Source organism: Nocardioides sp., from assembly GCF_050246775.1.
Lineage (GTDB): Bacteria > Actinomycetota > Actinomycetes > Propionibacteriales > Nocardioidaceae > Nocardioides.
In genome coordinates, this window is the sequence record NZ_JBFWVK010000002.1 from 984,701 (window position 1) to 1,009,045 (window position 24,345).

General features: G+C 69.0%; 27 protein-coding genes. 14 read left to right on the forward strand and 13 right to left on the reverse strand.

What is annotated here, in order from left to right:
* Positions 1-20: 20 nt before the first annotated feature.
* Positions 21-677, reverse strand: a complete 657-nt coding sequence (phoU, locus tag AB7I40_RS14590) for a phosphate signaling complex protein PhoU (protein ID WP_428347315.1) — start codon at positions 675-677, stop codon at positions 21-23.
* A gap of 121 nt (positions 678-798) precedes the next feature.
* Between phoU and AB7I40_RS14595 the strand changes: the two genes are divergently transcribed.
* The 3 genes from AB7I40_RS14595 to AB7I40_RS14605 all read left to right on the forward strand — a co-directional run bounded on the left by AB7I40_RS14595 (position 799) and on the right by AB7I40_RS14605 (position 3,702).
* On the forward strand, positions 799-1,932 hold the full coding sequence (locus AB7I40_RS14595; RefSeq protein WP_428347316.1) for a sensor histidine kinase: 1,134 nt from the start codon (positions 799-801) through the stop codon (positions 1,930-1,932).
* Positions 1,929-2,606 (forward strand): response regulator, encoded by a 678-nt coding sequence (locus AB7I40_RS14600; RefSeq protein ID WP_428347317.1) that lies wholly within the window; start codon positions 1,929-1,931, stop codon positions 2,604-2,606. Before AB7I40_RS14595 ends, AB7I40_RS14600 begins: the two co-directional genes overlap by 4 nt.
* 181 nt (positions 2,607-2,787) lie before the next feature.
* Positions 2,788-3,702 (forward strand): DMT family transporter, encoded by a 915-nt coding sequence (locus tag AB7I40_RS14605; RefSeq protein WP_428347318.1) that lies wholly within the window; start codon positions 2,788-2,790, stop codon positions 3,700-3,702.
* On the opposite strand, the gene AB7I40_RS14610 is transcribed toward AB7I40_RS14605, so the two are convergent.
* On the reverse strand, positions 3,671-4,162 hold the full coding sequence (locus AB7I40_RS14610) for a YbjN domain-containing protein (protein ID WP_428347319.1): 492 nt from the start codon (positions 4,160-4,162) through the stop codon (positions 3,671-3,673). The genes AB7I40_RS14605 and AB7I40_RS14610 overlap by 32 nt on opposite strands.
* Positions 4,159-5,412, reverse strand: coding sequence for a D-inositol-3-phosphate glycosyltransferase (gene mshA, locus AB7I40_RS14615; protein ID WP_428347320.1), 1,254 nt, complete (start codon positions 5,410-5,412; stop codon positions 4,159-4,161). Before mshA ends, AB7I40_RS14610 begins: the two co-directional genes overlap by 4 nt.
* Positions 5,413-5,509: 97 nt before the next feature.
* Here mshA and AB7I40_RS14620 point away from each other — a divergent pair, with 97 nt between their 5' ends.
* Positions 5,510-5,869, forward strand: a complete 360-nt coding sequence (locus AB7I40_RS14620) for a thiol-disulfide oxidoreductase DCC family protein (RefSeq protein ID WP_428347321.1) — start codon at positions 5,510-5,512, stop codon at positions 5,867-5,869.
* A 9-nt stretch (positions 5,870-5,878) separates the two neighbouring features.
* Positions 5,879-6,568, forward strand: coding sequence for an aspartate/glutamate racemase family protein (locus AB7I40_RS14625; protein WP_428347322.1), 690 nt, complete (start codon positions 5,879-5,881; stop codon positions 6,566-6,568).
* Between the two features lie 10 nt (positions 6,569-6,578).
* On the opposite strand, the gene AB7I40_RS14630 is transcribed toward AB7I40_RS14625, so the two are convergent.
* On the reverse strand, positions 6,579-6,866 hold the full coding sequence (locus tag AB7I40_RS14630; protein ID WP_428347323.1) for a protealysin inhibitor emfourin: 288 nt from the start codon (positions 6,864-6,866) through the stop codon (positions 6,579-6,581).
* 115 nt (positions 6,867-6,981) lie between these two features.
* Between AB7I40_RS14630 and typA the strand changes: the two genes are divergently transcribed.
* Entirely contained in the window at positions 6,982-8,871 is a 1,890-nt protein-coding gene (typA, locus tag AB7I40_RS14635; protein WP_428347324.1) for a translational GTPase TypA, read from the forward strand.
* A gap of 89 nt (positions 8,872-8,960) precedes the next feature.
* Here the strand turns inward: typA and AB7I40_RS14640 are convergent, their stop codons facing one another.
* From AB7I40_RS14640 to AB7I40_RS14660, 5 genes are all read right to left on the reverse strand, one after another.
* The gene (locus AB7I40_RS14640) at positions 8,961-9,734 is read right to left on the reverse strand and encodes an N-acetylmuramoyl-L-alanine amidase family protein (protein WP_428347325.1); all 774 of its coding nucleotides are present in this window, start codon (positions 9,732-9,734) and stop codon (positions 8,961-8,963) included.
* 25 nt (positions 9,735-9,759) lie between these two features.
* The gene (locus tag AB7I40_RS14645; RefSeq protein ID WP_428347326.1) at positions 9,760-10,575 is read right to left on the reverse strand and encodes an N-acetylmuramoyl-L-alanine amidase; all 816 of its coding nucleotides are present in this window, start codon (positions 10,573-10,575) and stop codon (positions 9,760-9,762) included.
* Between the two features lie 73 nt (positions 10,576-10,648).
* Complete coding sequence (locus tag AB7I40_RS14650) at positions 10,649-11,197, reverse strand: TIGR03086 family metal-binding protein (RefSeq protein WP_428347327.1); 549 nt, start codon at positions 11,195-11,197, stop codon at positions 10,649-10,651.
* Positions 11,194-11,679, reverse strand: a complete 486-nt coding sequence (locus AB7I40_RS14655) for an SRPBCC family protein (protein WP_428347328.1) — start codon at positions 11,677-11,679, stop codon at positions 11,194-11,196. Before AB7I40_RS14655 ends, AB7I40_RS14650 begins: the two co-directional genes overlap by 4 nt.
* Positions 11,676-12,095, reverse strand: coding sequence for an ArsR/SmtB family transcription factor (locus tag AB7I40_RS14660; protein ID WP_428347329.1), 420 nt, complete (start codon positions 12,093-12,095; stop codon positions 11,676-11,678). The genes AB7I40_RS14655 and AB7I40_RS14660 overlap by 4 nt, the downstream gene beginning before the upstream one ends.
* Positions 12,096-12,195: 100 nt before the next feature.
* Between AB7I40_RS14660 and AB7I40_RS14665 the strand changes: the two genes are divergently transcribed.
* Both AB7I40_RS14665 and AB7I40_RS14670 read left to right on the forward strand, forming a co-directional pair.
* On the forward strand, positions 12,196-13,188 hold the full coding sequence (locus AB7I40_RS14665) for a GDP-mannose 4,6-dehydratase (protein WP_428347330.1): 993 nt from the start codon (positions 12,196-12,198) through the stop codon (positions 13,186-13,188).
* On the forward strand, positions 13,185-14,135 hold the full coding sequence (locus AB7I40_RS14670; RefSeq protein ID WP_428347332.1) for a GDP-mannose 4,6-dehydratase: 951 nt from the start codon (positions 13,185-13,187) through the stop codon (positions 14,133-14,135). The genes AB7I40_RS14665 and AB7I40_RS14670 overlap by 4 nt, the downstream gene beginning before the upstream one ends.
* 10 nt (positions 14,136-14,145) lie before the next feature.
* Here the strand turns inward: AB7I40_RS14670 and rfbA are convergent, their stop codons facing one another.
* Positions 14,146-15,006, reverse strand: coding sequence for a glucose-1-phosphate thymidylyltransferase RfbA (rfbA, locus tag AB7I40_RS14675; protein ID WP_428347333.1), 861 nt, complete (start codon positions 15,004-15,006; stop codon positions 14,146-14,148).
* Between the two features lie 64 nt (positions 15,007-15,070).
* Between rfbA and rfbB the strand changes: the two genes are divergently transcribed.
* Both rfbB and rfbD read left to right on the forward strand, forming a co-directional pair.
* Positions 15,071-16,069, forward strand: coding sequence for a dTDP-glucose 4,6-dehydratase (gene rfbB / locus AB7I40_RS14680; protein WP_428347334.1), 999 nt, complete (start codon positions 15,071-15,073; stop codon positions 16,067-16,069).
* A complete protein-coding gene (gene rfbD, locus AB7I40_RS14685) occupies positions 16,069-17,463 on the forward strand; it encodes a dTDP-4-dehydrorhamnose reductase (protein ID WP_428347335.1) in 1,395 nt (464 codons plus the stop codon). Before rfbB ends, rfbD begins: the two co-directional genes overlap by 1 nt.
* A 48-nt stretch (positions 17,464-17,511) precedes the next feature.
* Here the strand turns inward: rfbD and AB7I40_RS14690 are convergent, their stop codons facing one another.
* The 3 genes from AB7I40_RS14690 to AB7I40_RS14700 all read right to left on the reverse strand — a co-directional run bounded on the left by AB7I40_RS14690 (position 17,512) and on the right by AB7I40_RS14700 (position 19,778).
* Positions 17,512-18,246 carry a hypothetical protein gene (locus tag AB7I40_RS14690; RefSeq protein ID WP_428347336.1) on the reverse strand — a complete coding sequence of 245 codons (735 nt, stop codon included), beginning with the start codon at positions 18,244-18,246 and terminating at the stop codon, positions 17,512-17,514.
* Between the two features lie 59 nt (positions 18,247-18,305).
* Positions 18,306-18,677: a helix-turn-helix domain-containing protein gene (locus AB7I40_RS14695; RefSeq protein WP_428347337.1), complete on the reverse strand. Its 372-nt coding sequence runs from the start codon at positions 18,675-18,677 to the stop codon at positions 18,306-18,308.
* Positions 18,678-18,797: 120 nt separating this feature from the next.
* Positions 18,798-19,778 carry an asparaginase gene (locus tag AB7I40_RS14700; protein ID WP_428347338.1) on the reverse strand — a complete coding sequence of 327 codons (981 nt, stop codon included), beginning with the start codon at positions 19,776-19,778 and terminating at the stop codon, positions 18,798-18,800.
* 38 nt (positions 19,779-19,816) lie between these two features.
* Between AB7I40_RS14700 and cysC the strand changes: the two genes are divergently transcribed.
* Genes cysC through AB7I40_RS14720 form a run of 4 tightly spaced genes read left to right on the forward strand, consistent with a single transcriptional unit; the run spans position 19,817 to position 24,334 of the window.
* Positions 19,817-21,022: an adenylyl-sulfate kinase gene (gene cysC, locus AB7I40_RS14705; RefSeq protein WP_428347339.1), complete on the forward strand. Its 1,206-nt coding sequence runs from the start codon at positions 19,817-19,819 to the stop codon at positions 21,020-21,022.
* Positions 21,023-21,060: 38 nt separating this feature from the next.
* Positions 21,061-22,086 carry a sulfite exporter TauE/SafE family protein gene (locus AB7I40_RS14710; protein ID WP_428347340.1) on the forward strand — a complete coding sequence of 342 codons (1,026 nt, stop codon included), beginning with the start codon at positions 21,061-21,063 and terminating at the stop codon, positions 22,084-22,086.
* Positions 22,087-22,145: 59 nt separating this feature from the next.
* Positions 22,146-23,060 (forward strand): sulfate adenylyltransferase subunit CysD, encoded by a 915-nt coding sequence (gene cysD / locus AB7I40_RS14715; RefSeq protein WP_428347341.1) that lies wholly within the window; start codon positions 22,146-22,148, stop codon positions 23,058-23,060.
* Entirely contained in the window at positions 23,060-24,334 is a 1,275-nt protein-coding gene (locus AB7I40_RS14720) for a sulfate adenylyltransferase subunit 1 (protein WP_428347342.1), read from the forward strand. The genes cysD and AB7I40_RS14720 overlap by 1 nt, the downstream gene beginning before the upstream one ends.
* The last annotated feature ends 11 nt before the right edge of the window (positions 24,335-24,345 follow it).

Consider the following 24,345-nt stretch of genomic DNA (forward strand, 5'->3'; position numbering starts at 1 on the left):
CCCGCCTCGCATCGCCCGTCTCAGTCGTCGCGCTTGGGCGGGTGCTCCCCGGTGACCACGAAGATCACCCGGTTGGCGATCGAGACCGCGTGGTCGGCGATCCGCTCGTAGTAGCGCCCGAGCAGAGCCACGTCCACGGCAGGCTCGACGCCGTGCTCCCAGCCGCTGCCGAGCAGCTCACGGAAGCTGTTGCGGCGTAGGTCGTCCATCTCCTCGTCGGCCTTGCGCAGGTCGGCGGCACCGTCGATGTCCCGGTTCTCGATGATGCCCGCCACCTCGTGCACCATGACCTCCGCGACCTCGGCCATCCGCCGGATGGTCGGCTCGGCACTCGGGGGTACGGCGACCGCGGGGACCCGCAGCCTGGCCACCTTGGCGACGTGGCCGGCCAGGTCGCCCATCCGCTCCAGCTCGGTGACCATGCGCAGCGCAGCCACGATGGTGCGCAGGTCCCCGGCGACGGGTTGCTGCAGCGACAGCAACGAGAACGCCCGGTCCTCCACCCGTTCACGGGCGACGTCGATGACGGCGTCGCGGGAGATCACCTGTTCGGCGAGCTCCACGTTGCCGGTCAGCAGCGACTCGGTGGCGTCGTGGACAGCACGCTCGACGCGGCGCGCAATCGAGACGAGGTCGGAGAAGATGGAATCGAGTTGGTCGGTGTAAGCCTCACGCATGACGCCGACCCTAGGGTGGCCAAGTGACCAGTCGGGGCGGACCGGTGAACTGGGAGTGAACATCGTCCCCACGCGTTCCGCCCGGACCAACGCACGGTGAATCCGTGCGTACGATCGCAGTGTGGATCCGACGACGCAGGCGTTTCTTGCCGCCATCCTGGGCGCCGTCGTCGGTGGAGGCGCCGTGCTCGCCTGGCACATCAGTGACCGGCAGCAGCACACGCTGCCCCCCAGCGGAACCCCCGCCGTACCTCCCGGGGTGGCGACCGTCCTGTCCGTGCTGCGCAGCAGCGCCGTCCTGGTCGACGAGAACGACGTCGTGCTCAAGGCCTCGGCGCCGGCGTACGCGCTCGGCCTGGTGCGCGGCAGCGAGATGGTCGACGACCAGCTCGCCGACATCGTGCGCAAGGTGCGACGCGACGGCCAGATCCGCGAGACCGAGCTGGTGATGTCGCGAGGTTCCGGTCTGCCTTCGCGCAACGTCACGGCGCGAGTGGCACCGCTCGGCGCCCGGTTGGTGCTGGCGCTCGTGGAGGACCGGACCCGGGAGCGCCGGGTGGAGGCGATCCGCCGCGACTTCGTCGCCAACGTCAGTCACGAGCTCAAGACCCCCGTCGGAGCGATCCGCCTGCTCTCCGAGGCCGTCCAGGAGGCCTCCGACGACCCCGAGGCCGTGGAACGGTTCGCCGGTCGGATGCTCACCGAGAGCGACCGGCTGACCCGGCTGGTGCAGCAGATCATCGAGCTGTCGCGGCTGCAGGGTGACGACCCGCTGGAGGAGCCCCGACCGCTGGCGGTGGACGAGGTCATGGCGACCGCCATCGACACCAGCGCGATCGATGCGGGCGCCAAGCACATCACCGTCGTGGCCTCCGGTGAGACCGGGCTCGAGGTGCTGGGCAACCCCGAGCAGGTCATGGTCGCCGTGGGCAACCTGGTGGCCAACGCTGTCGCCTACTCCAGTCCCGAGTCCTCGGTGCTGGTCTCGGCCCGCGGCCACGCCGGGAGCGTCGACATCTCGGTGACAGACCAGGGCATCGGGATCCCGGCAGCCGAGATCGACCGCATCTTCGAGCGTTTCTACCGGGTGGACCCGGCTCGGCACCGTTCCACCGGGGGAACAGGGCTGGGGCTGTCCATCGTGAAGCACGTAGCAGCCACGCACGGCGGAGAAGTCCGGGTGTGGTCCGTGGAGGGTCAGGGGTCTACGTTCACCTTGACGCTCCCCCGACATGAGCAGGAGGCACGCGGTTGACCCGGGTACTGGTGGTAGAGGACGAGGAGAGCTACAGCGACGCCCTCGCATACATGCTGCGCAAGGAAGGGTTCGAGGTCGCGATCGCCAACGACGGCAACGAGGCCCTCAACGAGTTCGACCGCAACGGCGCCGACATCGTGCTGCTCGACCTGATGCTCCCTGGCATCCCCGGCACCGAGGTGTGCCGCCAGATCAGGGCCACCTCCAACGTTCCGGTGATCATGGTCAGCGCCAAGGACGACGAGGTGGACAAGGTGGTCGGGCTCGAACTCGGCGCCGACGACTACGTCACCAAGCCCTACTCGCCGCGCGAGCTCGTCGCCCGCATCCGTGCCGTGCTGCGTCGTGGGTCCGAGCCCGACCTCGCACCCCCCACACTCGAGGCCGGACCGGTCCGGATGGACGTGGAACGTCACGTCGTCACCGTCGGCGGCAACCAGCAACGACTGCCCCTCAAGGAGTTCGAGCTCCTGGAGATGTTCCTGCGCAACCCCGGTCGGGTGCTCACCCGTGGGCAGCTCATCGACCGGGTCTGGGGCTCGGACTACGTCGGTGACACCAAGACCCTCGACGTCCATGTCAAGCGCCTGCGTGCCAAGCTCGAACCCGACCCCAGCGAACCCGTCTATCTGGTCACCGTGCGCGGGTTGGGCTACAAGCTCGACCTCTAGCAGCGAGGGCCGCCGCGGGTTTCCCCGGTCGGCCGGGGAAACTGTCGGTTGTCAGCCTCTGCACCGGCTGACAACCGCCGGCACTCCCTGACAGGTGTGACGGCAGTGACGGCTGGATCTCGACGTACGACGTCCGAAAACCGCGTGTCGCAACACCTCGCCTGTTCCTAGACTGGGGCCAGTGACCACGACCTCGACTCCCCCGCTCACCAGGACCTGGCTACCGGCCGCCGCGGCGGCGTGCACGTTGTTCCTGTGGGCATCGGCCTTCGTCGCCATCCGGCACCTCGGGGAGACGGTGACGCCGGGGGCCTTGACCCTCGGCCGGCTCACGGTGGCCGCGATCGTGCTGGGCATCCTGGTGCTGCGCCGGACGCCGACCTGGCCCGCGCGCCGCGACTGGCCGTTGCTGCTGGCCTGTGGGGTGATGTGGTTCGGGGTCTACAACCTGGCCCTCAACGAGGCCGAGCGGCGCATCGACGCCGGCACCGCGGCCATGCTGATCCAGATCGGCCCCCTGCTGATCGCCCTGTTGGCCGCGATGTTCCTCGGAGAGCAGCTCACGCCCTGGGTGCTGATCGGCATCGCGGTGGCGTTCTGCGGCGTGGCCGTCATCTCCCTGGCGAACGGGGAGAGCGGCACAGGCGACGTCTGGGGCGTGATCCTCACGGTGCTGGCGGCCATCACCTACGCCGTCGGAGTGGTGGCCCAGAAGCCGCTGACCGCACGGATCCCCCCGTTCGAACTCATCTTCCTGTCCTGCCTGATCGGCATCGTGACCGCACTGCCGTTCGCCGGTGGTCTCGCGGATCTTGCCCACCAGCCGCTCGCCACGTGGGGCTGGATCGTCTATCTGGGTGTGTTCCCCACGGCGCTCGCCTTCAGCACCTGGGCCTACGCGCTGAAGCGGATGGGGGCGGCTCGGTTGTCCATCACCACGTTCTTGGTCCCCGTGATCGCGATCGCCCTGGCGTGGGTGCTGTTGGACGAAGCACCCGCCCCGCTGGCCTACGTCGGGGGCGCCCTGTGCGTGGCCGGTGTCCTGATCTCCCGCCGGCGGACCGCTAGCGCTCGTCGGACTCCAGCCAGCCCTTGAACGCCTCCAGGTTGGCCGTGGACTCACCGCGAGAGCGGCGCCACTCCCACTCCTTGCGGATCGAGCTGGCGAAGCCGAGCTCGAGGATGGTGTTGAAGGAGCCGTCGGCGTAGGTGAGCACCGACCCAACGAGGCGGTCGAGCTCATCCGGGGTCACCGACCCCATTGGCAGCCGGGCGTCGAGGTAGATGTCACCGGCCGCGTCGACGGCGAAGGCGACGGCGTACATCTTCAGGTTGCGCTCCAGCAGCCAGCGATAGACACCCTCGTGGTTCTCGTCGGGGTTGCGACACACGAAGGCGTGTACGCCGAGCGCGTGCGGGCCCACGTCCAGCCGGCACGGGGTCTGCAGCTTCTTCTCACCCGGGAGGCTCAGGGAGAAGACGCCGTCGGCGATCTCCTCGTGCTCGATCTCCTGGTCGCTGAGCCAGGCGCGGACAGTCTCGGCTGCGGTGCTCATCCGACCAGCTCCTCCCGCATCGCTCGCGCGGCCTGACGGTAGACCTCGACGGTGCGCTCAGCGGTGCGTTCCCAGGCGAACTGCTGCGACTGCACGATCGCGCCGGCCGACAGATCGGCGCGCAGGGCGTCGTCGCTGATCACCCGGCGGATCGCCGCGGCCCAGTCGCGATCGCGGTGGCCGGCGATCAGCAGTCCGCTGACCCCGTCGCGGACCACGGTGGGCAGGCCACCGACTGCTGCGGCGAGCACCGGGGTGCCGGTCGCCTGCGCCTCGGCGGCGACGAGGCCGAAGGACTCGTTGTAGGACGGTACGGCGACCAGCGTGGCGGCCGCACACCAGTCTGCCAACTCAGACTGCCGCACCGGCGGGACGAAACGCACGACGTCGTCGAGGCCCAGCGCGGTCGCCAGCTGGGCGAGTGACTCGGGATGCTCCAGCCCACTGCCCGACGGGCCGCCCACGATCGGGACGACCAGCCGCGACCGCAGCTCGGGCGACTGGTCCAGGAGGACGGCGACCGCGCGCAGCAGCACGTCGGGAGCCTTCAACGGCTGGATGCGACCGGCGAAGACCAGGACGTGGGCATCGAGTCGGAGGCCGAGTCGGGTGCGGGCCTTCGCCTGGGACCGGGGGGCGAAGACCGACAGGTCCACCCCGGGGTGCACGACCTCGACCCGCGCGGGGTCGGCGTCGTAGAGCTCGATCAGCTGCTTGGCCTCGATCTCGGTGTTGGCGATGAGCATGTCGGCGGCCTCGACCACCTGTTCCTCGCCGATCACCCGGGCCACGGGCTCAGGGGTGTCATCCAGCGCGAGGGCAGCGTTCTTCACCTTGGCCATGGTGTGCATGGAGTGCACCAGCGGCACCCCCCAACGATCGCGCGCCAGCGCGCCGACCTGGCCCGAGAGCCAGTAGTGCGAGTGCACCGCGTCGTAGGCCCCCACCGGCTGACCGGCCTCGGCGCGCAGCACCTCGCGAGCGAACACGCAGAGCTGGCCGGGCAGCTCACCCTTGGTGAGGCCCTCGAACGGGCCGGCGTGGATGTGCCGCACCAGGACTCCCTCGTCGGCCTCGACCACGCTCGGGAGCGCCGATGATGTGGCGCGGGTGAAGATGTCGACCTCGATGCCGCGGGCGGCCAGCCGCTTGGCCAGCTCGATCACGTAGACGTTCATCCCGCCGGCGTCGCCGATCCCCGGTTGATCCAGTGGGGAGGTGTGCAGGCTGATCATCGCCACGCGTGGCACAACGGCACCCTTTCGTCGTACGGAGTCCTCCAGAGTGGGCAACAGACAGCGGCCGTGTGTTCATTCCCGATTCTGGAGGCCTGCATAGACTGGCAGAGTGCTGATCTACGACGCTGACTGCGGTTTCTGTCAACGCAGTCTGCGAGTGATGATCCGCCTCGGCACGACGTGCGGCTACCAGTCAGCGCAGGAGAGTGACCTGCCCTCGCTCGGGTTGAGCGAGGAGATGGCCCTGGAAGCGGCCTGGTTCGTCGCCGACGGGAGACTCCACCGGGGCCACGACGCGATCGCGATGGCGCTGCGCACCTCGAAGTACGGCGTCGTCCGGCTGGCGGGTCACGGGATCGGCAGTCGACTGCTGCGCCCGGTGGCCGGTCCCGCCTACGCGTGGGTCGCCGCCCACCGCCATCAGCTCCCCGGGGGCACTGCGGCGTGCGAGATGCCCCGCAACGCCTAGGATGCGCGTGTGCAGACCATCGGACTCATCGGCGGCATGAGCTGGGAGAGCAGCGCCTCCTACTACCGGCTTCTCAACCTCGGCGTCCAGGATCGCCTGGGCGGGCTGTCCTCACCCAAGCTGGTGCTGAGCACGGTCGACTTCCAGGAGCTGACCCAGTTCGAGGACGAGGAGCGTTGGGACCAGATCGGGACGCTGCTTGCTGATGCGGCCCAAGGCGTCGAACGTGCGGGCGCCGACTTCCTCCTGTTGTGCACGACGACCTTCCACAAGGTGGCCGAGCAGGTCGAGGCGGCGGTCGACATCCCGCTGCTGCATCTCGGCGACGTGGTGGCGCAGGCCTGTCTCGACGAGGGCATGGCCAAGGTCGGCCTGATCGGGACGACGGTTGCCATGTCGGAGCCGTTCTTCACCGATCGGCTGGCCTCCCACGGCCTCGAGGTGATCGTGCCGCCGGCCGCTGACCACGAGTGGCTCAACACCGCCATCTACGAGGAGCTGGTGCATGGTGTGGTCCTGCCGCGCACCCGAAGCCGGGTGGTGGACCTGATCGAGCGCCTGTGGGACGACGGTGCCAACGGGGTGCTGCTGGGTTGCACCGAGCTGGAGCTGCTCGTGAAGCAGGCCGACGCCGAGCTCCCCCTCTTCCCGTGTACGTCGTTGCATGTGGCCGCGGCCCTGGACCGGGCCCTGGCCTGAAGAACGGGCCTCAGCCCTCGTCGAGCACCAGCTCGGCCAGCCGACGCAGGTCGTCGTCGACGTGTTGCTCGGCCACGGTGACCTCGGTGTCGCCGATCCGGAACCGGTAGACGTAGCCGTCCGGGTGGGACGGGCCGGATCTCGCCTGACTGAAGTCGATCCGCCGCACCAGCGACCGGGCCTCCTCGGCACGGGCTCCACTCGTCGCGAGGTCAAGGGTCCGACTCGTCGTCAGTCCGGCGAAGCCACCTGATCGCCGGACCTCGAGCAGGGAAGGCGGCTGGGAGCTGCTCGTCATGATTCAGGTCTACCACCGGAATCGGGCCCAGTCACGAGCACCGGATTAGGTCAGTGGCCGTGCGTCGATAGAATGGAGTGCTCCCCAAACTTTTCTGAAAGCAGATGGCTGACGCATGTCCGAAACCCGAATTGACCTCCGCAACGTCGCGATCGTCGCGCACGTCGACCACGGCAAGACCACGCTGGTCGATGCGATGCTCCGGCAGGCGGGCGCGTTCACGGCGCACCAGGCCGAGAGCGTGGCCGAACGGGTCATGGACTCCGGTGACCTGGAGCGGGAGAAGGGCATCACGATCCTCGCGAAGAACACTGCCGTGCACTACGCCGGTCCCGCTGCCGAGGGCAAGCCGATGACGATCAACATCATCGACACCCCCGGTCACGCGGACTTCGGCGGCGAGGTGGAGCGCGGCCTGTCCATGGTCGACGGCATCGTGCTGCTGGTCGACGCGAGCGAAGGACCGCTGCCGCAGACCCGTTTCGTGCTCCGCAAGGCTCTCAACGCCGACATGCCGGTGATCCTGGTCGTCAACAAAACCGACCGGAGTGATGCCCGCATCGCCGAGGTCGTCGACGAGACCTACGAGCTGTTCATGGACCTCCTCGACGAGTCCCACAGCCAGGACGCGCTCGACTTCCCGGTCGTCTATGCCTCGGGTCGCGCCGGCATCGCCTCGCTCAACGCTCCCGAGAACGGCACCATGCCCGAGGGCAGTGACCTCGAGCCGCTGTTCAAGACGATCCTCGAGACGATCCCGGCCCCGGTCTACACCGAGGGCGCACCGCTGCAGGCGCACGTCACCAACCTCGACGCCTCGCCGTTCCTCGGTCGTCTGGCGCTCGTCCGGGTCCACGAGGGCACCCTGACCAAGGGGCAGAACGTGGCTTGGATCAAGCGGGACGGCACCACCAAGACCGTCAAGATCACCGAGTTGCTGGTGACCGAGGGCCTGGAGCGCAAGCCGGGTGAGAGCGCCGGCCCCGGCGACATCGTCGCCATCGCCGGCATCCCCGACATCACCATCGGTGAGACGCTCGCCGACCCCGAGAACCCGATCGCGCTGCCCCTGATCCATGTCGACGAGCCCGCCATCTCGATGACCATCGGCACCAACACCTCGCCCCTGGTCGGCCGCACCAAGGGCGGCAAGGTCACCGCCCGCCTGGTCAAGGACCGGCTCGACACCGAGCTCGTCGGCAACGTGTCGCTGCGCATCCTGCCCACCGACCGCCCCGACGCCTGGGAGGTCCAGGGGCGCGGCGAGCTCGCGCTCGCCATCCTGGTGGAGCAGATGCGCCGCGAGGGCTTCGAGCTGACCGTCGGCAAGCCGCAGGTGGTCACCCGCGAGATCAACGGCAAGCTCCACGAGCCGTTCGAGCGTCTGACGATCGATGCCCCGGAGGAGTACCTCGGCATCATCACCGAGCTGCTCGCGTCCCGGAAGGGCCGCATGGAGCAGATGACCAACCACGGCACCGGCTGGGTGCGCATGGAGTTCCTGGTCCCGGCACGCGGCCTCATCGGGTTCCGCACCGAGTTCCTCACCGACACCCGCGGCACCGGCATCGCCCACGGCATCTCCGAGGGCTACGAGCCGTGGGCCGGCGAGATCCGCTCGCGCACCAACGGGTCCCTGGTCGCCGACCGCAAGGGCGCTGCGACGGCCTACGCGATGACCAACCTGCAGGAGCGCGGGACCATGTTCGTCGAGCCGACGACCGAGGTCTACGAGGGCATGATCATCGGCGAGAACTCCCGCGCCGACGACATGGACGTCAACATCACCAAGGAGAAGCAGCAGACCAACATCCGGTCCGCCACCTCCGACAACTTCGAGAAGCTGATCCCGCCGCGGCGCCTCTCACTGGAGCAGTGCCTGGAGTTCTGCCGCGACGACGAGTGCGTCGAGGTGACCCCCGAGATGGTGCGGATCCGCAAGGTCGTGCTGGACGCCAACGAGCGCGCCAAGACCGCTTCGCGGGCCCGCAAGGCCTCCAAGTAGCTCAGGCGCCGCCGACGGTTCATCAAGGTATGCAGGCGAACCGGCGGGGTGAGCCGAGGCCGAGGGCGACCCACCCGCGCACCTGCCCGTCAGCGGGTCAGGTAGGTCCGGGCGGCACTCACCAGCGCCCGCGCGTACGCCGTGCGTCCGGCCACGCTGGTCATCCGGCGCGCGTCCACCGGGCTGCGCATGTTGCCCAGCTCGACCATCACGGTGGGCATGTCGCTCAGGTTGAGCGTGGCCAGGTCGCTGCGGAAGTCGAGCCCGTCGTTGCCGGCGATGTAGTTGGCCACCGGCAGCCCACGTGCCTTCAGGGCAGCGCGGACGTCGAGCGCCAAGCGCCGTGACCCGGCGTAGGTGTCGTGGGTCCAGGGCCGTCGGTCGCTCGCCGCGATGACGTGGAAGCCGCGCCCGCCGTAGTGCCCGTCGCCGTGGATGCTGATCTTGAGATCGGCCCCCACCTTGTTGCCGCGCCGACCCCTCGCGTCCACGCAGGGGCCCCACAGGTCCTGCCGGTTGGCGGTCCGGGTCATGATGACCCGGGCTCCGAGCCTCTCCAGCCGCGCCGCCACCTTCCTCGCCACGGCCATGGCCATCGTGGCCTCGGGGTAGCCGCCGTTGGTCGCCGTCCCCGTGGTGTTGCAGGGCTTCTTGAACCCACCGGCCGGCACGAGCCGGTTGATCCGGCGAGGGAAGTTGTGGTTGCCGAGCTGGTGGCCGGGGTCCACCACGATCACCAGTCCCGTCAACGGGGCGACCTGCGGCTGGGTGTCGCGCTGATCGGGGGCCGGCTGTGCGCTCGTCGGCGCAGCAAACGAGAGGAAGGCTGCGATGAGAGCGGTGAGGAGAGTCAGGCGTCGCACCCGTCGAGGGTACGGCGCCCGGTGATCAGTCGCTCAGGAACGCCACCACGCCGGCGACCACGGCATCGGCGTACCCCTGTCGTCCGTGCCTCGTCCTCATCAGCGCCGCTTCATCCGGGTCGCGCATGTTGCCCGCTTCCACCATGGCCACCGGCACGTCGGACAGGTTCAGGGTGGCGAGGTCACCTCGCTCGTCGACCCCGCGGGTTCCTCGATAGGTCGACGTGGCATGGCCGGAGGCGACCAGGGCGTCGCGCAGCCGCCTGGCCAGTTCGCCCGACTCGTCGTACACGTCATCGGTCCACCCGGGCAGCAGGGCAGGACGGATCACGTGGAAGCCATGACCCACCCACGAGCCGTCGGCGTGGATGCTCACCTTCAGGTCGGCGCCCAGGTCGTTGCCGGCCCGACCGCGGACATCGACGCAAGGCCCCCACAGGTCCTCGGAGTTGTGCTGCCGGGTGAGCACCACACGGGCTCCGAGCCGTCTCAGCTCGGCGGCTGCTCGACGGGTCACGTCGAAGGTGAAACTCGCCTCGGCGTAGCCGTCATTCGTGGCGGTGCCCGTCGTGTTGCACTCCTTCTCGAACCCACCTGCGGCGACCGGCGCGTTGATCTGCGCCACGTGGCTGCGGTTGCCGAGCTGATGACCGGCATCGAGGACGATCACGCGGCCTACCAGCGGGCGGGCCACGGAGCGCGACGGTGCCTCCGCCTGGCGTAGCGCCGCTGGGACGCGGGGGTCCGGGGCTGCCGGCGCCTGGGCGGTCCCGTGGAGCAGAAGGACGCCGCTGGCCACCGCTCCACCCAGGAGCAGGAGCGCACTCAGCAGTCGCCACATTCAGGCGAGTCTAGTGTGCGCCCCTGCCGCTGGCGGGCCGTCAGGTCGGCCCGCCGACAGGGCTGCGGCGGGGTCAGCGCGGGTCGCGGCCGATGAAGGCGATGAGCCGGGTCTGGGGGTCGGCGTCGTCGGGGACCTCGACGCGCGGACCGTACTGTCCGCTGCTGCGCAGCAGCTCGTCGTAGGGCTCCATCCCGGCGACGAGCATGGCGCACTTCTCAGGATCCAGGGTCTCGTCCTGGCCCGTCGCCCGGGCCAGGTCCCACGTGTGGAGGAAGACGTCCGTCGTATAGAACTGGTTGATCGCATCAGCCAGCGGGGCGTTGCCGGCCCGCGGGTGGCTGAACTCGCGGGTCGACGTGGCCGGGTCGTCGAGCAGCGCCTGCACCGCTGCGGCGTGCGACCGCCAGGCAGCCACCGGGTCCTCGTCGCAGGACGGGCCCTTCGCCAGGGCGATGCCGGCCCCGGTCTCGAGGAAGGGCGGGAGCCACTCCACGAGGTGGCGGACGACGTCGCGCGCCACCCAGCCCTCGACCGGCGCTGGGGCGTCCCAATCGGTGGTTCCGCTGACGAGCTCACCGAACCGTTCGGTGACGACGCGGTGCTCGCTGGCGGCGCTCACAGGCTCGCCAACAGCTCGTCGAGCTTCTGGTAGCCCTCGTTGACGCCCACGTCCATGCCGCTGGACATGATCAGGTCACGCACCTCCATCGAGTCGACGACCGACAGCCCCACCAGGCGACAGCGTCCGCCGTCGAGCTCCTCGAACGTCATGGTCTCGAGGCTGACCCCATCGGGGTAGCCGTCGAAGGTGAAGGTCTGCACCAGTCGCTCGTGCGGCCGCACCTCGTGGAAGGAGCCGTAGAAGGACGCGATCACCTCCCCATTGCGCTCAGCGGCGTAGCGGTAGTGCCCGCCGGTCACCGACTCCCACTCGTCGATCCGCATGGTGGTGTCGCGCGGGCCCAACCAACGCGCCACCAGCTCGGGGTCGGTGTAGGCCCGGAAGACCCGCTCGCGTGGCGCGTCGAACTCACGCACGATGGTGATCGTGGGCAGGTCCGGCGGTGCGGTGATCTCGGTCTCGTGCTTGGTCGTGGTCACGATGCTTCCCCTTCACTTACGTCATGTTCGGTGCTCGAGCGAGCGTCGGTGGTCGAGCGTCCTTCGGTGGTCGAGCGAGCGTCGGTGGTCGAGCTTGTCGAGACCATCTCCGCCAGCACCCCGTCGAGGCGCCGGAACCGCTCCTCGGCCTCCACGCGGTAGCGCTCGATCCATTTCGTCATCAGGTCGAAGACCTCCGCCTCCAGGTGCACCGGCCGGCGCTGGGCGTCGCGGCTGCGCGAGACCAGGCCTGCCTCCTGGAGCACTTTGAGATGTTTGGAGATGGCTTGCAGGCTCACGTCGTACGGCGCGGCGAGCTCGCCCACGGTGGCGTCATCGGTGGCCAGTCTGGCCACGATGTCGCGCCGGGTCGGATCTGCCAGCGCCTGGAAGACCCGCGAGAGCTGGTCCGTCACTCCCCCACCTTTCTCAACTCGTTGGTTGAATTCAACCTAAACCCCGCGTGATCCTTTGTCAACCATCTGGTTGCGTAAAGCCATCGGGCACAATCCCACCATGTCCGCGCCCCGTCGTACCGCCCTGATCACCGGCATCACCGGCCAGGACGGTCTGTATCTCGCCGAACTCCTGCTGGCGAAGGGCTACGCCGTGCACGGGCTGATCCGGGGTCAGCACAACCCGAAGCGTGAGCTGGTCGAGCAGCTGGTGCCCGACGTACGGCTCCACCACGGCGACCTGACCGACCAGAGCAGCCTGCTGAGGGCCTTGCGCGCCTGCGAACCCGACGAGGTCTACAACCTCGGCGCGGTCTCGTTCGTCGCCTACTCCTGGCAGAACCCCCACGTCACCACCGACGTCACCGCCCTCGGCGTGCTCAACCTGCTCGAGGCGCTCCGGCTGCACTCCGGGGACGACACGTCGGCCGTCCGGTTCTACCAGGCATCGAGCTCGGAGATGTTCGGCAAGGTGCAGGAGTCACCCCAACACGAGCGCACCCTGCTGTGGCCGCGCTCGCCCTACGCCGTCGCGAAGGCCTACGGCCACCACCTCACCGTCAACTATCGCGAGTCGTACGCCCTGCACGCCTCGTCAGGGATCCTGTTCAACCACGAGTCACCTCGCCGGGGGCCGGAGTTCGTGACCCGCAAGGTCAGTCAGGCGGTGGCCCGGATCAGTCTCGGCCTGCAGGACGACCTGGTGATGGGCAACCTGGACGCCGAGCGCGACTGGGGTTTCGCCGGTGACTACGTCGAGGCCATGTGGCTGATGCTGCAGCAGGACGTCGCCGACGACTACGTGGTGGCCACCGGCCAGACGCACTCGGTCCGCGAGCTGCTCGACGTCGCCTTCGCGTGCGCCGGCATCGACGACTGGACGCCCTATGTCCGCCAGGACGCCCAGCACCTGCGCCCGGCGGAGGTCGACCGGTTGGTGGGTGACGCCGGCAAGGCACGCCGAGTGCTGGGCTGGCAGCCTCGGGTGGGCTTCCACGAGCTCGTCGCGATGATGGTCGAGAGCGATCTCGCCGAGCAGAAGCACCACCTGTGACCCGATCCTTCATCACCGGGATCAGCGGCCAGGACGGCTCCTACCTCGCCGAGCGCCTGATCGCCGACGGTGTCGAGGTGCACGCGCTCCACCATGCCTCGGAACCACCTCCGCCGCACTGCCCTGCCTCGGTGCTGCTGCACCCGGGCGACCTCACCGACAGCGCCTCGGTCAGGGCCCTGCTGCACGAGATCGACCCCGACGAGGTCTTCAACCTGGCTGCCCTCAGCTCGGTGGCCGAGTCGTGGCGCCAGCCGGAGCTCACCGCCCGACTCAACGGCACCGCGGCCGTGGAGCTGATGGAGTCGGCCCACGCCGTGCAGGAGTCGCGAGGTCATCGTGTGCGGCTCGTCCAGGCCTCGAGCGCGGAGATGTTCGGCGACACCCGACTCAGCCCGCAGACCGAGCAGACGCCATTGCACCCGCTGAGCCCCTACGCGGAGGCCAAGGCCGTGGCCCATCGAGGGGTGGCGCTGTGGCGAGAACGAGGCCTGGCCGCCTCCGCGGCGATCCTCTACAACCACGAGTCGCCGCGCCGGCCGCGCCAGTTCGTGACCCGCCGGATCACCTCCACGGTGGCAGCGATCGCCCGCGGCGAAGCCTCCGGGCTCACCCTCGGCAGTCTCGACGTACGCCGCGACTGGGGGTGGGCCCCGGACTACGTGGACGCCCTGGTGCGGATGTCCCGCGCCGAGGATGCCCGCGACTACGTCGTGGCCACCGGTCAGAGCCACTCGGTGCGTGACTTCGTGGCGGCGGCCTTCGCCTGCGTCGACCTCGTGGACTGGGAGCCCCTGGTCACCAGCGACCCGGGCCTGGTGCGCGAGCACGATCCGGCAACCCTGACCGGGGATGCCTCGTTGGCCCGCGAAGCGCTCGGGTGGACACCCACCGTCGGCTTTGCCGAGATCGTGGCCAGGATGGTCGCCGCCGACCGGACGGCATGAGCGCGGGAGCTCAGTCGAGCAGGCTCAGCAGGTAGTCGCCGTACCCGCTCGCGCGCAGCGGTCCGGCCCGGGCGACGAGCTCGGCGTCGGTGAGGAACCCCATCCGCCAGGCGACCTCCTCGGGCGAGCCGATCTTGGTGCCTTGGCGTCCCTCGATGGTGCGCACGAAGTTGCTGGCGTCGTTGAGGGAGTCGAAGGTGCCCGTGTCCAGCCAGGCCGTGCCCCGCGGCAGCACCTGCACCTGGAGCCGCCCGGCCTCGAGATAGCGCCGGTTGAGGTCGGTGATCTCGAGCTCGCCGCGAGATGAGGGCTGCAACGTCGCCGCCAGCGCCACCACGTCGTTGTCGTAGAAGTAGAGACCGGGCACGGCGTAGCGGCTGCGCGGACGCTCCGGCTTCTCCTCCAGCGACAGGGCACGTCCCTCGGCATCGAACTCCACCACCCCGTACGACGAGGGGTTCGCGACCTGGTAGGCGAAGATCGCGGCACCGTCGACCTCGGCGAAGCGGCGCAGCTGAGTGCCGAGCCCCGGGCCGTGGAAGATGTTGTCGCCCAGCACCAGGGCCACCTTCTCGGCGCCGATGAAGTCGGCCCCGAGGACGAAGGCCTGGGCCAGACCATCGGGATGCGGCTGCTCGGCGTAGGAGATCGAGATCCCGAACTGCGACCCGTCACCGAGCAACCTCTCGAAGGCCTCCGCCTCGTGCGGGGTGGTGATCACCAGCACGTCCCGGATGCCGGCCAGCATCAGGGTCGAGAGCGGGTAGTAGATCATCGGCTTGTCGTACACCGGAACGAGCTGCTTGCTGATGCCCTGGGTGATCGGGTGCAGGCGGGTGCCCGTGCCTCCGGCCAGGATGATTCCGCGCATGCCCTTCACCCTAGGGCGTCGGGGTCGCCGATCCCGGACGCCGGCTGCTCGTAGACTGCGCCGCATGGATCGCCTGCTTGTGACGGGTGGGGCCGGCTTTATCGGCGCCAACTTCGTCCACCACCTGATGGCGAACACCGATGTGCGGGTGACGGTCCTCGACAAGCTGACGTACGCCGCCTCGCGCGAGGCCCTCGACGGGCTCCCCACCGACCGCGTGTCCCTCGTGGTCGGCGACGTGGCCGACTCCGCAGTGGTGGACCCCCTGGTCGCCGCCCACGATGCCGTCGTGCACTTCGCCGCGGAGTCGCACAACGACAACTCGCTGAACGAACCGGGGCCGTTCATCACCACGAACCTGGTCGGCACCTTCTGCCTCCTTGAGGCGGCACGACGCCATGGGACCCGGCTGCACCACATCTCGACCGACGAGGTGTACGGCGACCTCGCCCTCGAGGACAGCACGCGGTTCACCGAGGCGACGCCGTACAACCCCAGCAGCCCCTACTCGGCGGCCAAGGCCGGCTCGGACCATCTCGTGCGGGCCTGGGTGCGCAGCTTCGGCGTGCAGGCGACCATCTCCAACTGTTCCAACAACTACGGCCCCTGGCAGCATGTCGAGAAGTTCATCCCGCGCCAGATCACCAACGTCATCGACGGGGGCCGCCCGAAGGTCTACGGGGCCGGACACAACGTCCGCGACTGGATCCACGTCGAGGACCACTCCTCGGCGGTGTGGCGCATCCTGACCGAGGGCCGCATCGGCGAGACCTACCTCGTCGGCGCCGACGGCGAGCGCGACAACCTCGACGTGGTGGCCCTGATCCTGGCGCACTTCGGCCGCCCTGCCGACGACTTCGACCTGGTCACCGACCGGGCCGGCCACGACCTGCGCTACGCGATCGACGCGACCAAGCTGCGCACCGAGCTCGACTGGGAGCCTCGCCACGCGGACTTCAGCGAAGGCCTGACCCGGACCATCGAGTGGTACCAGCAGCACGAGGACTGGTGGCGACCCCACAAGCAGCGCACCGAGGCGACGTACGCCGCGCAGGGCCAGTGATGGCATCCCCTGGAGCCGGGCTCACCGTGGAGCAGACCCCGATCCCGGGCCTGCTCGTCCTGAGGACGCCGGTGCACACCGACACCCGCGGTTGGTTCAAGGAGGCCTGGCAGCGCGAGAAGATGGTGGCCGCTGGCCTCCCCGACTTCTCCCCGGTGCAGAACAACGTGTCGTTCAACCAGTTCCGCGGCGCCACCCGTGGCATCCACGCCGAGCCTTGGGACAAGTTCGTCTCGGTCGCCACCGGGGCGGTGTTCGCGGCCTGGGTGGACCTGCGTGAGGGTGACTCGTTCGGTTCGACGTTCCACCTCGAGATCGACCCCACGACCGCGGTCTTCGTCCCGCGCGGGGTGGGCAACTCCTACCAGACGCTCGTCGACGCGACCGCTTACACCTATCTGGTCAACGACCACTGGACTCCCACCGTCGACTACGTCGCGGTGCGGCTGGACGACCCCGACCTGGCGATCCCCTGGCCCGTTCCCCTGGCGGACTCGTCGGTCTCCGACAAGGACCGGGCCAACCCGTCCTTGGGGCAGGTCACACCGCTGCCTCGGCGCCGCACCCTCATCATCGGATCGGGCGGTCAGCTGGGTCAGGCCCTCGCGACGGCCTGGCCGCAGGCGCAGCTCGTGGGGCGAGACGAGCTCGACGTCACCGACCCGGGGGCGGTCGCGGCCTGGCCCTGGTCGTCGTACGACCTCGTGCTCAATGCGAGCGCCTACACGGCCGTCGACGAGGCAGAGACCGAGGAGGGTCGGCGGCTGGCCTGGGCCGTCAACGCCTCAGCGGTGGCCCACCTGGCCGAGGCTGCCCGGGCCCACCACCTGACCCTGGTGCACTACTCGACCGACTACGTGTTCGACGGCACCGCTGAGCTGCACGAGGTGTCGGAGCCGCCGGCGCCCTTGGGGGTCTACGGGCAGAGCAAGGCGGCCGGCGAGCTCGCCGCGGCCGCTGCACCGCGGCACTACGTGGTCCGCACCAGCTGGCTGATCGGCGAGGGGCCCAACTTCGTGCGCACCATGGTCGGCCTGGCCCGGCGCGGGGTGCACCCCGACGTGGTGGACGACCAGTTCGGGCGGTTGACCTTCACCGACGAGCTCGCTCGAGCGACCCGGCACCTGGTCGACAGCGCGGCGGCGTACGGCACCTATCACGTCTCCAACGGCGGTCCACCGACCTCGTGGCACACCGTCGCCCAGACCGTCTTCACCTTGCTCGGCCAGGACCCCGACGCCGTGCGAGCCATCAGCACCGAGGAGTACGGCGCGGGCAGGGCGCTCGCCCCGCGGCCCCGGCACAGCGTGCTGTCCCTGGCCAAGCTGGAGGCGACGGGATTCACCGCAACCGACGCCCTGGAGTCGCTCGCTCGCCACGTGCGCCGCCCGTGACGCTCGAGTGCCCCGGACCTACAGGTCCGGGGCACTCCTCGCGTTGGGTCAGTCGCCGATCTTCTCGGCGGCGTCGACCACGGCCTCGACGGCGGTGGAAGCCGTCTTCTTGGCTGCGGTGACGGTGGCCTTGGCGCTGCTCTCGGCGGTGGCGGCGCTCTTCTTGACGGGGGCGGCCTTCTTGGCGGCCGTCTTGGTCGCGGTCTTGGTCGCCGTCTTGGCCGTCTTGGTGGTGCTCTTCGCGGTGCTCTTGGCGGCGGTCTTGGCCACGTTCGCAGACTTGGTGGCCTGCGTCTTGGTGGTCTTCGCCTTGGCGACCGTGGTCTTGGCGGACGTCACGGCGGCCTGGGTGGACTCCTGCTTCCGGATCCGGCCGACGAGGTCCTCGCCGCGCTTGGCGAGCTCGGTGTAGGTCTCACCGGCGGTGGCGACGTTCTCGTCGATCAGGGTCTGGACCTTGGCGGGAAGCGCCTTGGCCTCGGCCTGCAGTTGGGCCTGGAGCTCGACGAGGCGGGCCTCGATCATGGCGCGCGTGGACTTGGCGTCCGCGCTCAGGGCGTCGAAGCGGGCGTTGACGGCGGTGACGGCCTGGTCACGCAGGGCGGCCGGGTCGTAGTCGATGCCGGTGACGTTCTTCGAGACGTTCTTCTGCAGGTGGCCCGCCTTCGCGGAGACGTCGGCGACGTAGTCGCGGACGGCCTCGACGGCCAGGTCTGCCGCGCCGACTCCGGCGAGCAGCGAGCGGGTGGCTTCGGTCTTGATGTCGAACGTGGTCTTCGGCATGTCGAATCTCCTTCTGTTCAGCGCGGCCCGGGGGTTCCGGGCTGACGTGGTGGTGGTCTTCAGTCCCCGGCCAGGTCTTTGTTGAGGGCCAGGAAAGAGTGGTAGACGTCGAGCAGGGACTGCTTCTGACGTTCGGACAGGCCCGAGTCGCCGAGGACGGCGAGTTCGACCGAGCCCGCGGGATCCTCGTCGGGATCGAGGATCCCGGCGCGGACGTAGAGTTGCTCCGCGGAGATCCGCAGCGCCTTCGCGATCTGGTTGAGCACCTCAGCCGAGGGGCGCCGCAGACCGCGCTCGATCTGGCTCAGGTAAGGGTTGGACACACCGGCCTGCTCCGACAGCTGCCGCAACGAGAGACGGGCGGCGACCCGCTGCTCCTTGAGGTAGTCGCCGAGCGACTCGACGGTCTTGCCGACCTTCCCCTTTGCCATGTCTCCAGTCTGCTTGCTGGAGTTAGCAAATGCAAACTGAGAGGGCGTGATCCGCCCCACACGGCACCGAGAACTCCTTATTTTCAAGGCTTTCTGACGCCGCCGTACTGCTTGCAACTGCTAGAAGCAGGCGCGGATCTCCCCCACCGGCACGCCGCCTCCGAGCAGGGTGAGTACGCCGGTCCGGGTCACCGCAACGGCGTCGACCCCGACCTCGCGGTCGACCCCGGAGCGCCGCAGGGCCTCGGCCATCAGGACCGGGCGGACCCGGGGTGCGCCGTCATCGGTCTTGAGCGCGAACGAACGGCCATCGGGCAGCGCGACCACGTAGCAGGATTCGGCGCCGGCCTTCCCGATCGCACCAGGGATCGCGGTCAACAGGGCCCGCTCGTCGCGCGTGGTGCCGCTGACGAACTCTGGGTGGCGGCGGATCGCCTCGGCCACCCGGCGCTCGGGACCTCCGGTGGCCACCGCAAGCCGGCGGAAGGCGCGCGCCAGGCCGACGAGCGAGGTCGACAGCAGCGGAGCCCCGCATCCGTCGACCGCGACCGTGGCCGGCTCCTCGGTGAACTCGGTGAAGGTAGCCAGGATCGCCTGCTGCACGGGGTGCGCCGGGTCGAGGTAGGACCTGGTGTCCCAGCCGTTGACCACGCAGGTCGCCAGCATGGCCGCGTGCTTGCCGGAGCAGTTCATGAGGATCGACGACTGGTGACCGCCGGCCCGGATCACGGCTTCGCGGGCGTCGTCGTCCAGTGGATAGCCCAGCGGCGTCTGCAGGTCCGACTCGGACAGCCCGGCGCCGGCCAGGATCCGGCGTACCCCCTCGACGTGGAACGGCTCACCTGAGTGGGACGCGCAGGCCAGTGCCAGCAGGTCAGCAGGCAGGTCCAGGCCCGCCCGCACCATCCCGAGCGCCTGGAGCGGCTTGTTGCTGGACCGCGGCAGGATCGGCGCGGTGGCAGCCCCCACGGACCAGTCGAGGTCACCGTCGGAGTCGAGTGCGACCACCGACCCGTAGTGGTGTCCTTCCACAAAATGGGACCGGACGATCTGGGCAACAATGACCGGTTGGGAGTCTGGGGAGGCTACTGGTGCTGACATGGCCGCAAGGCTACGGCGGGAATGGCAGGATGACGCCCGTGACCCAGCAGTTCTGCCCGACCCCCCGTGAGCTCGACGACCTCGAGCTCCTCGTCACGGGCGCCCTTGCCCCTCTCGCGGGCTTCGACGAGCCCGGTTCGCCGGTGACCCTGGCGCGCCCGGACGGTGCCGATGGCGTGGTCGAGCTGGTGGACCCCGAGGGTCTGCCGCTGGCCACCGTGGCCCCGGATGGCTCGGTCACGCCGCTCGCACACACCCAGTTCGGCCCGTTCCGCCGTCTGTATCTCACTCCCGCGCAGACCCGGGAGGCCTACGCCGGAGCCACGTTCGTGCCGGTGAGCGGCCCACTCACCACCGGACAGGTCGACCAGCTCGCCCGACTGGGGCATGTCGTGCTCCTGGCGCTGGTCGGCACCGGGACTCCCGAGGACATGTCGAAGGTCGGGTTGATCCGAGCCACCCTTGCGGCCGCCGACCTGCTGCCTGAGGCTCACGTGGTGGCTGTGGCCCTCGCCTCGCGAGAGGATCCTGACGCCGATCACGCGCTGGGGGTCCAGGTCGTGGGCAACTTTGCCGGCAACGACCCGGTGGTGGCCCTGGCCGACGACCAGAGTGACTTCCCGGCGAGCATCGGGGCCATCCTCGACGTCGAGCGGCCGGCCCCCGACAGCCAGGGGCTGGTGCTGTTCTTCACCGGGCTCTCCGGCAGCGGCAAGTCCACGCTGGCGCAGGCCCTCATGGACCGGATCCTCGAACAGGGCAGTCGCAGCGTGACCAGCCTCGACGGCGACGTCGTCCGCCGCAACCTGTCCGCCGGGCTCACCTTCTCCAAGGCCGACCGCGAGACCAACATCCGGCGGATCGGCTGGGTGGCCGCCGAGATCTCGCGTCACGGTGGGGTCGCGGTGTGCAGCCCGATCGCCCCGTTCGACGAGACCAGGCAGCAGGTGCGCGCCATGGTGGAGGAGGCCGGCGGGGCGTTCTTCCTGATCCACGTCGCGACCCCGCTCGAGGAGTGCGAGCGACGCGACCGCAAGGGCCTCTACGCCAAGGCCCGCCGCGGCGAGATCCCTGAGTTCACCGGCATCTCCTCGCCCTACGAGGAGCCGCAGGACGCCGCGGTGAGGGTGGACACCACCGGTCGCAGCATCGGGGCCGCACTGGACGACGTGCTGACCAGCCTCTCCAGCGCGGGGCACCTCCACCTGGCCCAGGAATCACACAATTCCACTGTGAGTCAGTAGACTAACGTGTTCCGACCACAGACTGCCGAAGGCCAGCCATGAGCGACCTGATCACCGCATCCTTCTTCGCCATCCTCGCCGCTGGCTTCTTCGTCGGCGTGATCGTCGGCCTCACCGGCATGGGCGGTGGCGCGCTGATGACCCCGGCGCTGATCTTCCTCGGCGTCGGGGACGCCGCCACCGTGGTCACTGCCGACCTGACCGCAGCTGCGGTCTACAAGACCGGCGGCGCGGTCGTGCACTCGCGGGAGGGCTCCCCGAACTTCTCGCTGGCCAAGTGGCTCATCCTCGGCAGCGTCCCGATGGCCCTGCTCGGGCCATTCATCATCCATGCCATCGCCGGCGGCGAACCGGAGACCCTCGACAAGCTCCTGAAGGAATGCATCGGCTTCGCGCTGCTGCTGGCCGCCGCTACCTATGCGCTGCGGCTCTACGTCGGGCTGCGCAAAGAGGTCAACGGCACCCCCGTGGGTGTCTCCGAGCCCGTGATCCGCGCCATCCCGACCCTGCTGGTGGGCGCCCTCGGCGGTCTGCTCGTCGGCGTGACCAGTGTCGGCTCCGGCTCGGTCATCATGATCGCCCTGCTGATGCTCTACCCCACACTGTCGGCCCTCAAGCTCGTGGGCACCGACCTCGTGCAGGCGGTGCCGCTGGTGCTGGCAGCGGCCATCTCTAACATCATCATCAACGGGCTCGACTGGAGCCTGGTGATCCCGTTGATCCTGGGGTCCGTGCCCGGCACGATCCTGGGCAGCAAGATCGCACCCAAGGTGCCCCAGTCGATCATCCGGCGGGGGATCGTGGTGGTCCTCACCATGTCCGGGGTCGCCCTGCTCGACAAGGCCGGCTGGGCCCCCCTGGGCGCCGGCAAGGACGACACCCACCCGATGCTGGTCGCCGGCGTCGGAGTCGCGATGGTCGTCCTCCTTCCACTGGTGTGGGGTTTGCTGCGAAAGAAGGAGGGACTGCCGATGTTCGGAGCGCCCACCGTCGAACAGATCGAGACCCTGCGCGCCGACCGCCACGGCGGCCCAACTGACCACGACGCATCGCCGACTAAATAAGAGCGCTCAGCGGTGGTTAGGATATCCACTGCTGTCCCGATGAGAGGCCACCCTCAAACATGACTGAAACCCACGCCGACTACCAGCTGAGTCAGCTCGACCAGCTCGAGGCGGAGTCCATCCACATCTTCCGCGAGGTCGCATCCGAGTTCGAGAAGCCGGTGCTGATGTTCTCCGGCGGCAAGGACTCGATCGTGATGCTGCGCCTGGCAGAGAAGGCGTTCTATCCCTCGAAGATCCCGTTCCCGATGCTCCAGGTGGACACCGGTTTCGACTTCCCCGAGGTCCTCCAGACGCGCGACAACTGGGTCAACCGCCTCGGGGTCCGCATGGTCGTGGCCAGCGTCGACGAGGCCATCGCCAGCGGCGTGATCGTCGACGACGGCAAGACCAGCCGCAACCGGATGCAGATCGGCACCCTGCTCAACGCCATCGAGGAGGAGGGCTTCACCGCCGCCTTCGGTGGCGGCCGTCGCGACGAGGAGAAGGCCCGCGCCAAGGAACGCGTCTACTCCCACCGCGACGAGTTCGGCCAGTGGGACCCGAAGATGCAGCGCCCCGAGCTGTGGAGCCTCTACAACGGGCGCATCCACGCCGGCGAGCACATGCGCATCTTCCCGCTGTCCAACTGGACCGAGCTGGACATCTGGTACTACATCCACCGCGAGCAGATCGAGATCCCCTCGATCTACTTCTCCCACCAGCGCCAGGTCATCGAGCGCGACGGCATGCTGCTGTCGGCCTCGGACGCCGTTCAGACCAAGGGCAACGAGACCATCACCGAGCGCACCGTGCGTTTCCGCACCGTGGGCGACATGACCCTGACCGGTTGCGTCGAGAGCACCGCCGCGACCACCGCGGAGATCATCGACGAGATCGCCATCGCCAAGGTGACCGAGCGCGGCGCCACCCGTGGTGACGACCGCTTCTCCGAAGCCGCCATGGAAGACCGCAAGAAGGAAGGCTACTTCTGATGCCTGAAGAGACCATGCACCAGATGGACCTGCTGCGGTTCGCGACGGCTGGTTCCGTCGATGACGGCAAGTCGACCCTCATCGGTCGGCTGCTGCTCGACTCCAAGTCCATCTTCGAGGACCAGCTCGAGGCGGTGGAGTCCACCAGCGCCTCCAAGGGCTACGACTACACCGACCTTGCGCTCCTGACCGACGGTCTGCGCTCCGAGCGCGAGCAGGGCATCACGATCGACGTGGCCTACCGCTACTTCGCCACCCCGGCCCGCAAGTTCATCATCGCCGACACCCCCGGTCACGTGCAGTACACCCGCAACATGGTCACCGGTGCCTCCACCGCGGACCTCGGCCTCGTGCTCGTCGATGCCCGGCAGGGCCTCACCGAGCAGTCGCGTCGCCACGCGGTCATCCTGTCGCTGCTGCGGGTGCCCCACCTGGTGCTCTGCGTGAACAAGATGGACCTCGTCGACTTCTCCGAGGAGGTCTACGAGAAGATCCATGCCGAGTTCACGTCGTTCGCGACCAAGCTGTCGATCCCGGACCTCGAGATCATCCCGATCTCCGCGCTCCAGGGCGACAACGTGGTGACCCGTTCCGAGAAGATGTCGTGGTACAGCGGTCCGACCCTGATGCACCACCTCGAGCACGTCCACGTTGCCTCCGACCGCGACCTGGTCGACGTGCGGTTCCCGGTGCAGTACGTCGTGCGCCCGAAGTCCGACGAGCACCACGACTACCGCGGCTACGGCGGCATGGTGGCCGGCGGTGTCATGAAGCCCGGTGACGAGGTGATCGTGTTGCCCAGCGGCATGACCTCCAAGATCGCGGGCATCGACCTGTTCGACAAGGAGATCGACGAGGCCTTCCCGCCGATGTCGGTGACGGTCCGCCTCGAGGACGACGTCGACGTCTCGCGCGGCGACATGATCGCACGGCCCGCCAACGCCCCCAAGCCGAGCCAGGACATCGACGCGATGATCTGCTGGATGACCAACGAGCCGCTGCGTCCGCGCCAGAAACTCGCCATCAAGCACACCACGCGCACCGCCCGGGCCCTGGTCAAGGACGTGCAGTACCGCCTCGACGTCAACACGCTCCACCGCGACCAGGAGACCAAGGAGCTCGGCCTCAACGAGATCGGCCGCGTCCAGCTGCGCACCACGGTGCCGCTGCTGTGCGATCCCTACTCGAAGAACCGGACCACGGGCTCGTTCATCCTGATCGACGAGGCGACCGGCATCACCGTCGGCGCGGGCATGATCAACAACGCCAGCTGACACGCCCTCGA

Excerpts from the sequence above, each read along its gene's own strand:
- AB7I40_RS14690 (WP_428347336.1), bottom strand. The coding sequence starts at position 18,246 with ATGCCGAAGACCACGTTCGACATCAAGACCGAAGCCACCCGCTCGCTG.
- typA (WP_428347324.1), top strand. The coding sequence starts at position 6,982 with ATGTCCGAAACCCGAATTGACCTCCGCAACGTCGCGATCGTCGCGCAC.
- AB7I40_RS14645 (WP_428347326.1), bottom strand. The coding sequence starts at position 10,575 with ATGTGGCGACTGCTGAGTGCGCTCCTGCTCCTGGGTGGAGCGGTGGCC.
- rfbD (WP_428347335.1), top strand. The coding sequence starts at position 16,069 with ATGGCATCCCCTGGAGCCGGGCTCACCGTGGAGCAGACCCCGATCCCG.
- AB7I40_RS14710 (WP_428347340.1), top strand. The coding sequence starts at position 21,061 with ATGAGCGACCTGATCACCGCATCCTTCTTCGCCATCCTCGCCGCTGGC.
- AB7I40_RS14610 (WP_428347319.1), bottom strand. The coding sequence starts at position 4,162 with ATGAGCACCGCAGCCGAGACTGTCCGCGCCTGGCTCAGCGACCAGGAG.
- rfbB (WP_428347334.1), top strand. The coding sequence starts at position 15,071 with ATGGATCGCCTGCTTGTGACGGGTGGGGCCGGCTTTATCGGCGCCAAC.
- AB7I40_RS14630 (WP_428347323.1), bottom strand. The coding sequence starts at position 6,866 with ATGACGAGCAGCTCCCAGCCGCCTTCCCTGCTCGAGGTCCGGCGATCA.
- AB7I40_RS14720 (WP_428347342.1), top strand. The coding sequence starts at position 23,060 with ATGCCTGAAGAGACCATGCACCAGATGGACCTGCTGCGGTTCGCGACG.
- phoU (WP_428347315.1), bottom strand. The coding sequence starts at position 677 with ATGCGTGAGGCTTACACCGACCAACTCGATTCCATCTTCTCCGACCTC.
- AB7I40_RS14665 (WP_428347330.1), top strand. The coding sequence starts at position 12,196 with ATGTCCGCGCCCCGTCGTACCGCCCTGATCACCGGCATCACCGGCCAG.
- cysD (WP_428347341.1), top strand. The coding sequence starts at position 22,146 with ATGACTGAAACCCACGCCGACTACCAGCTGAGTCAGCTCGACCAGCTC.
- rfbA (WP_428347333.1), bottom strand. The coding sequence starts at position 15,006 with ATGCGCGGAATCATCCTGGCCGGAGGCACGGGCACCCGCCTGCACCCG.
- AB7I40_RS14700 (WP_428347338.1), bottom strand. The coding sequence starts at position 19,778 with ATGTCAGCACCAGTAGCCTCCCCAGACTCCCAACCGGTCATTGTTGCC.
- AB7I40_RS14695 (WP_428347337.1), bottom strand. The coding sequence starts at position 18,677 with ATGGCAAAGGGGAAGGTCGGCAAGACCGTCGAGTCGCTCGGCGACTAC.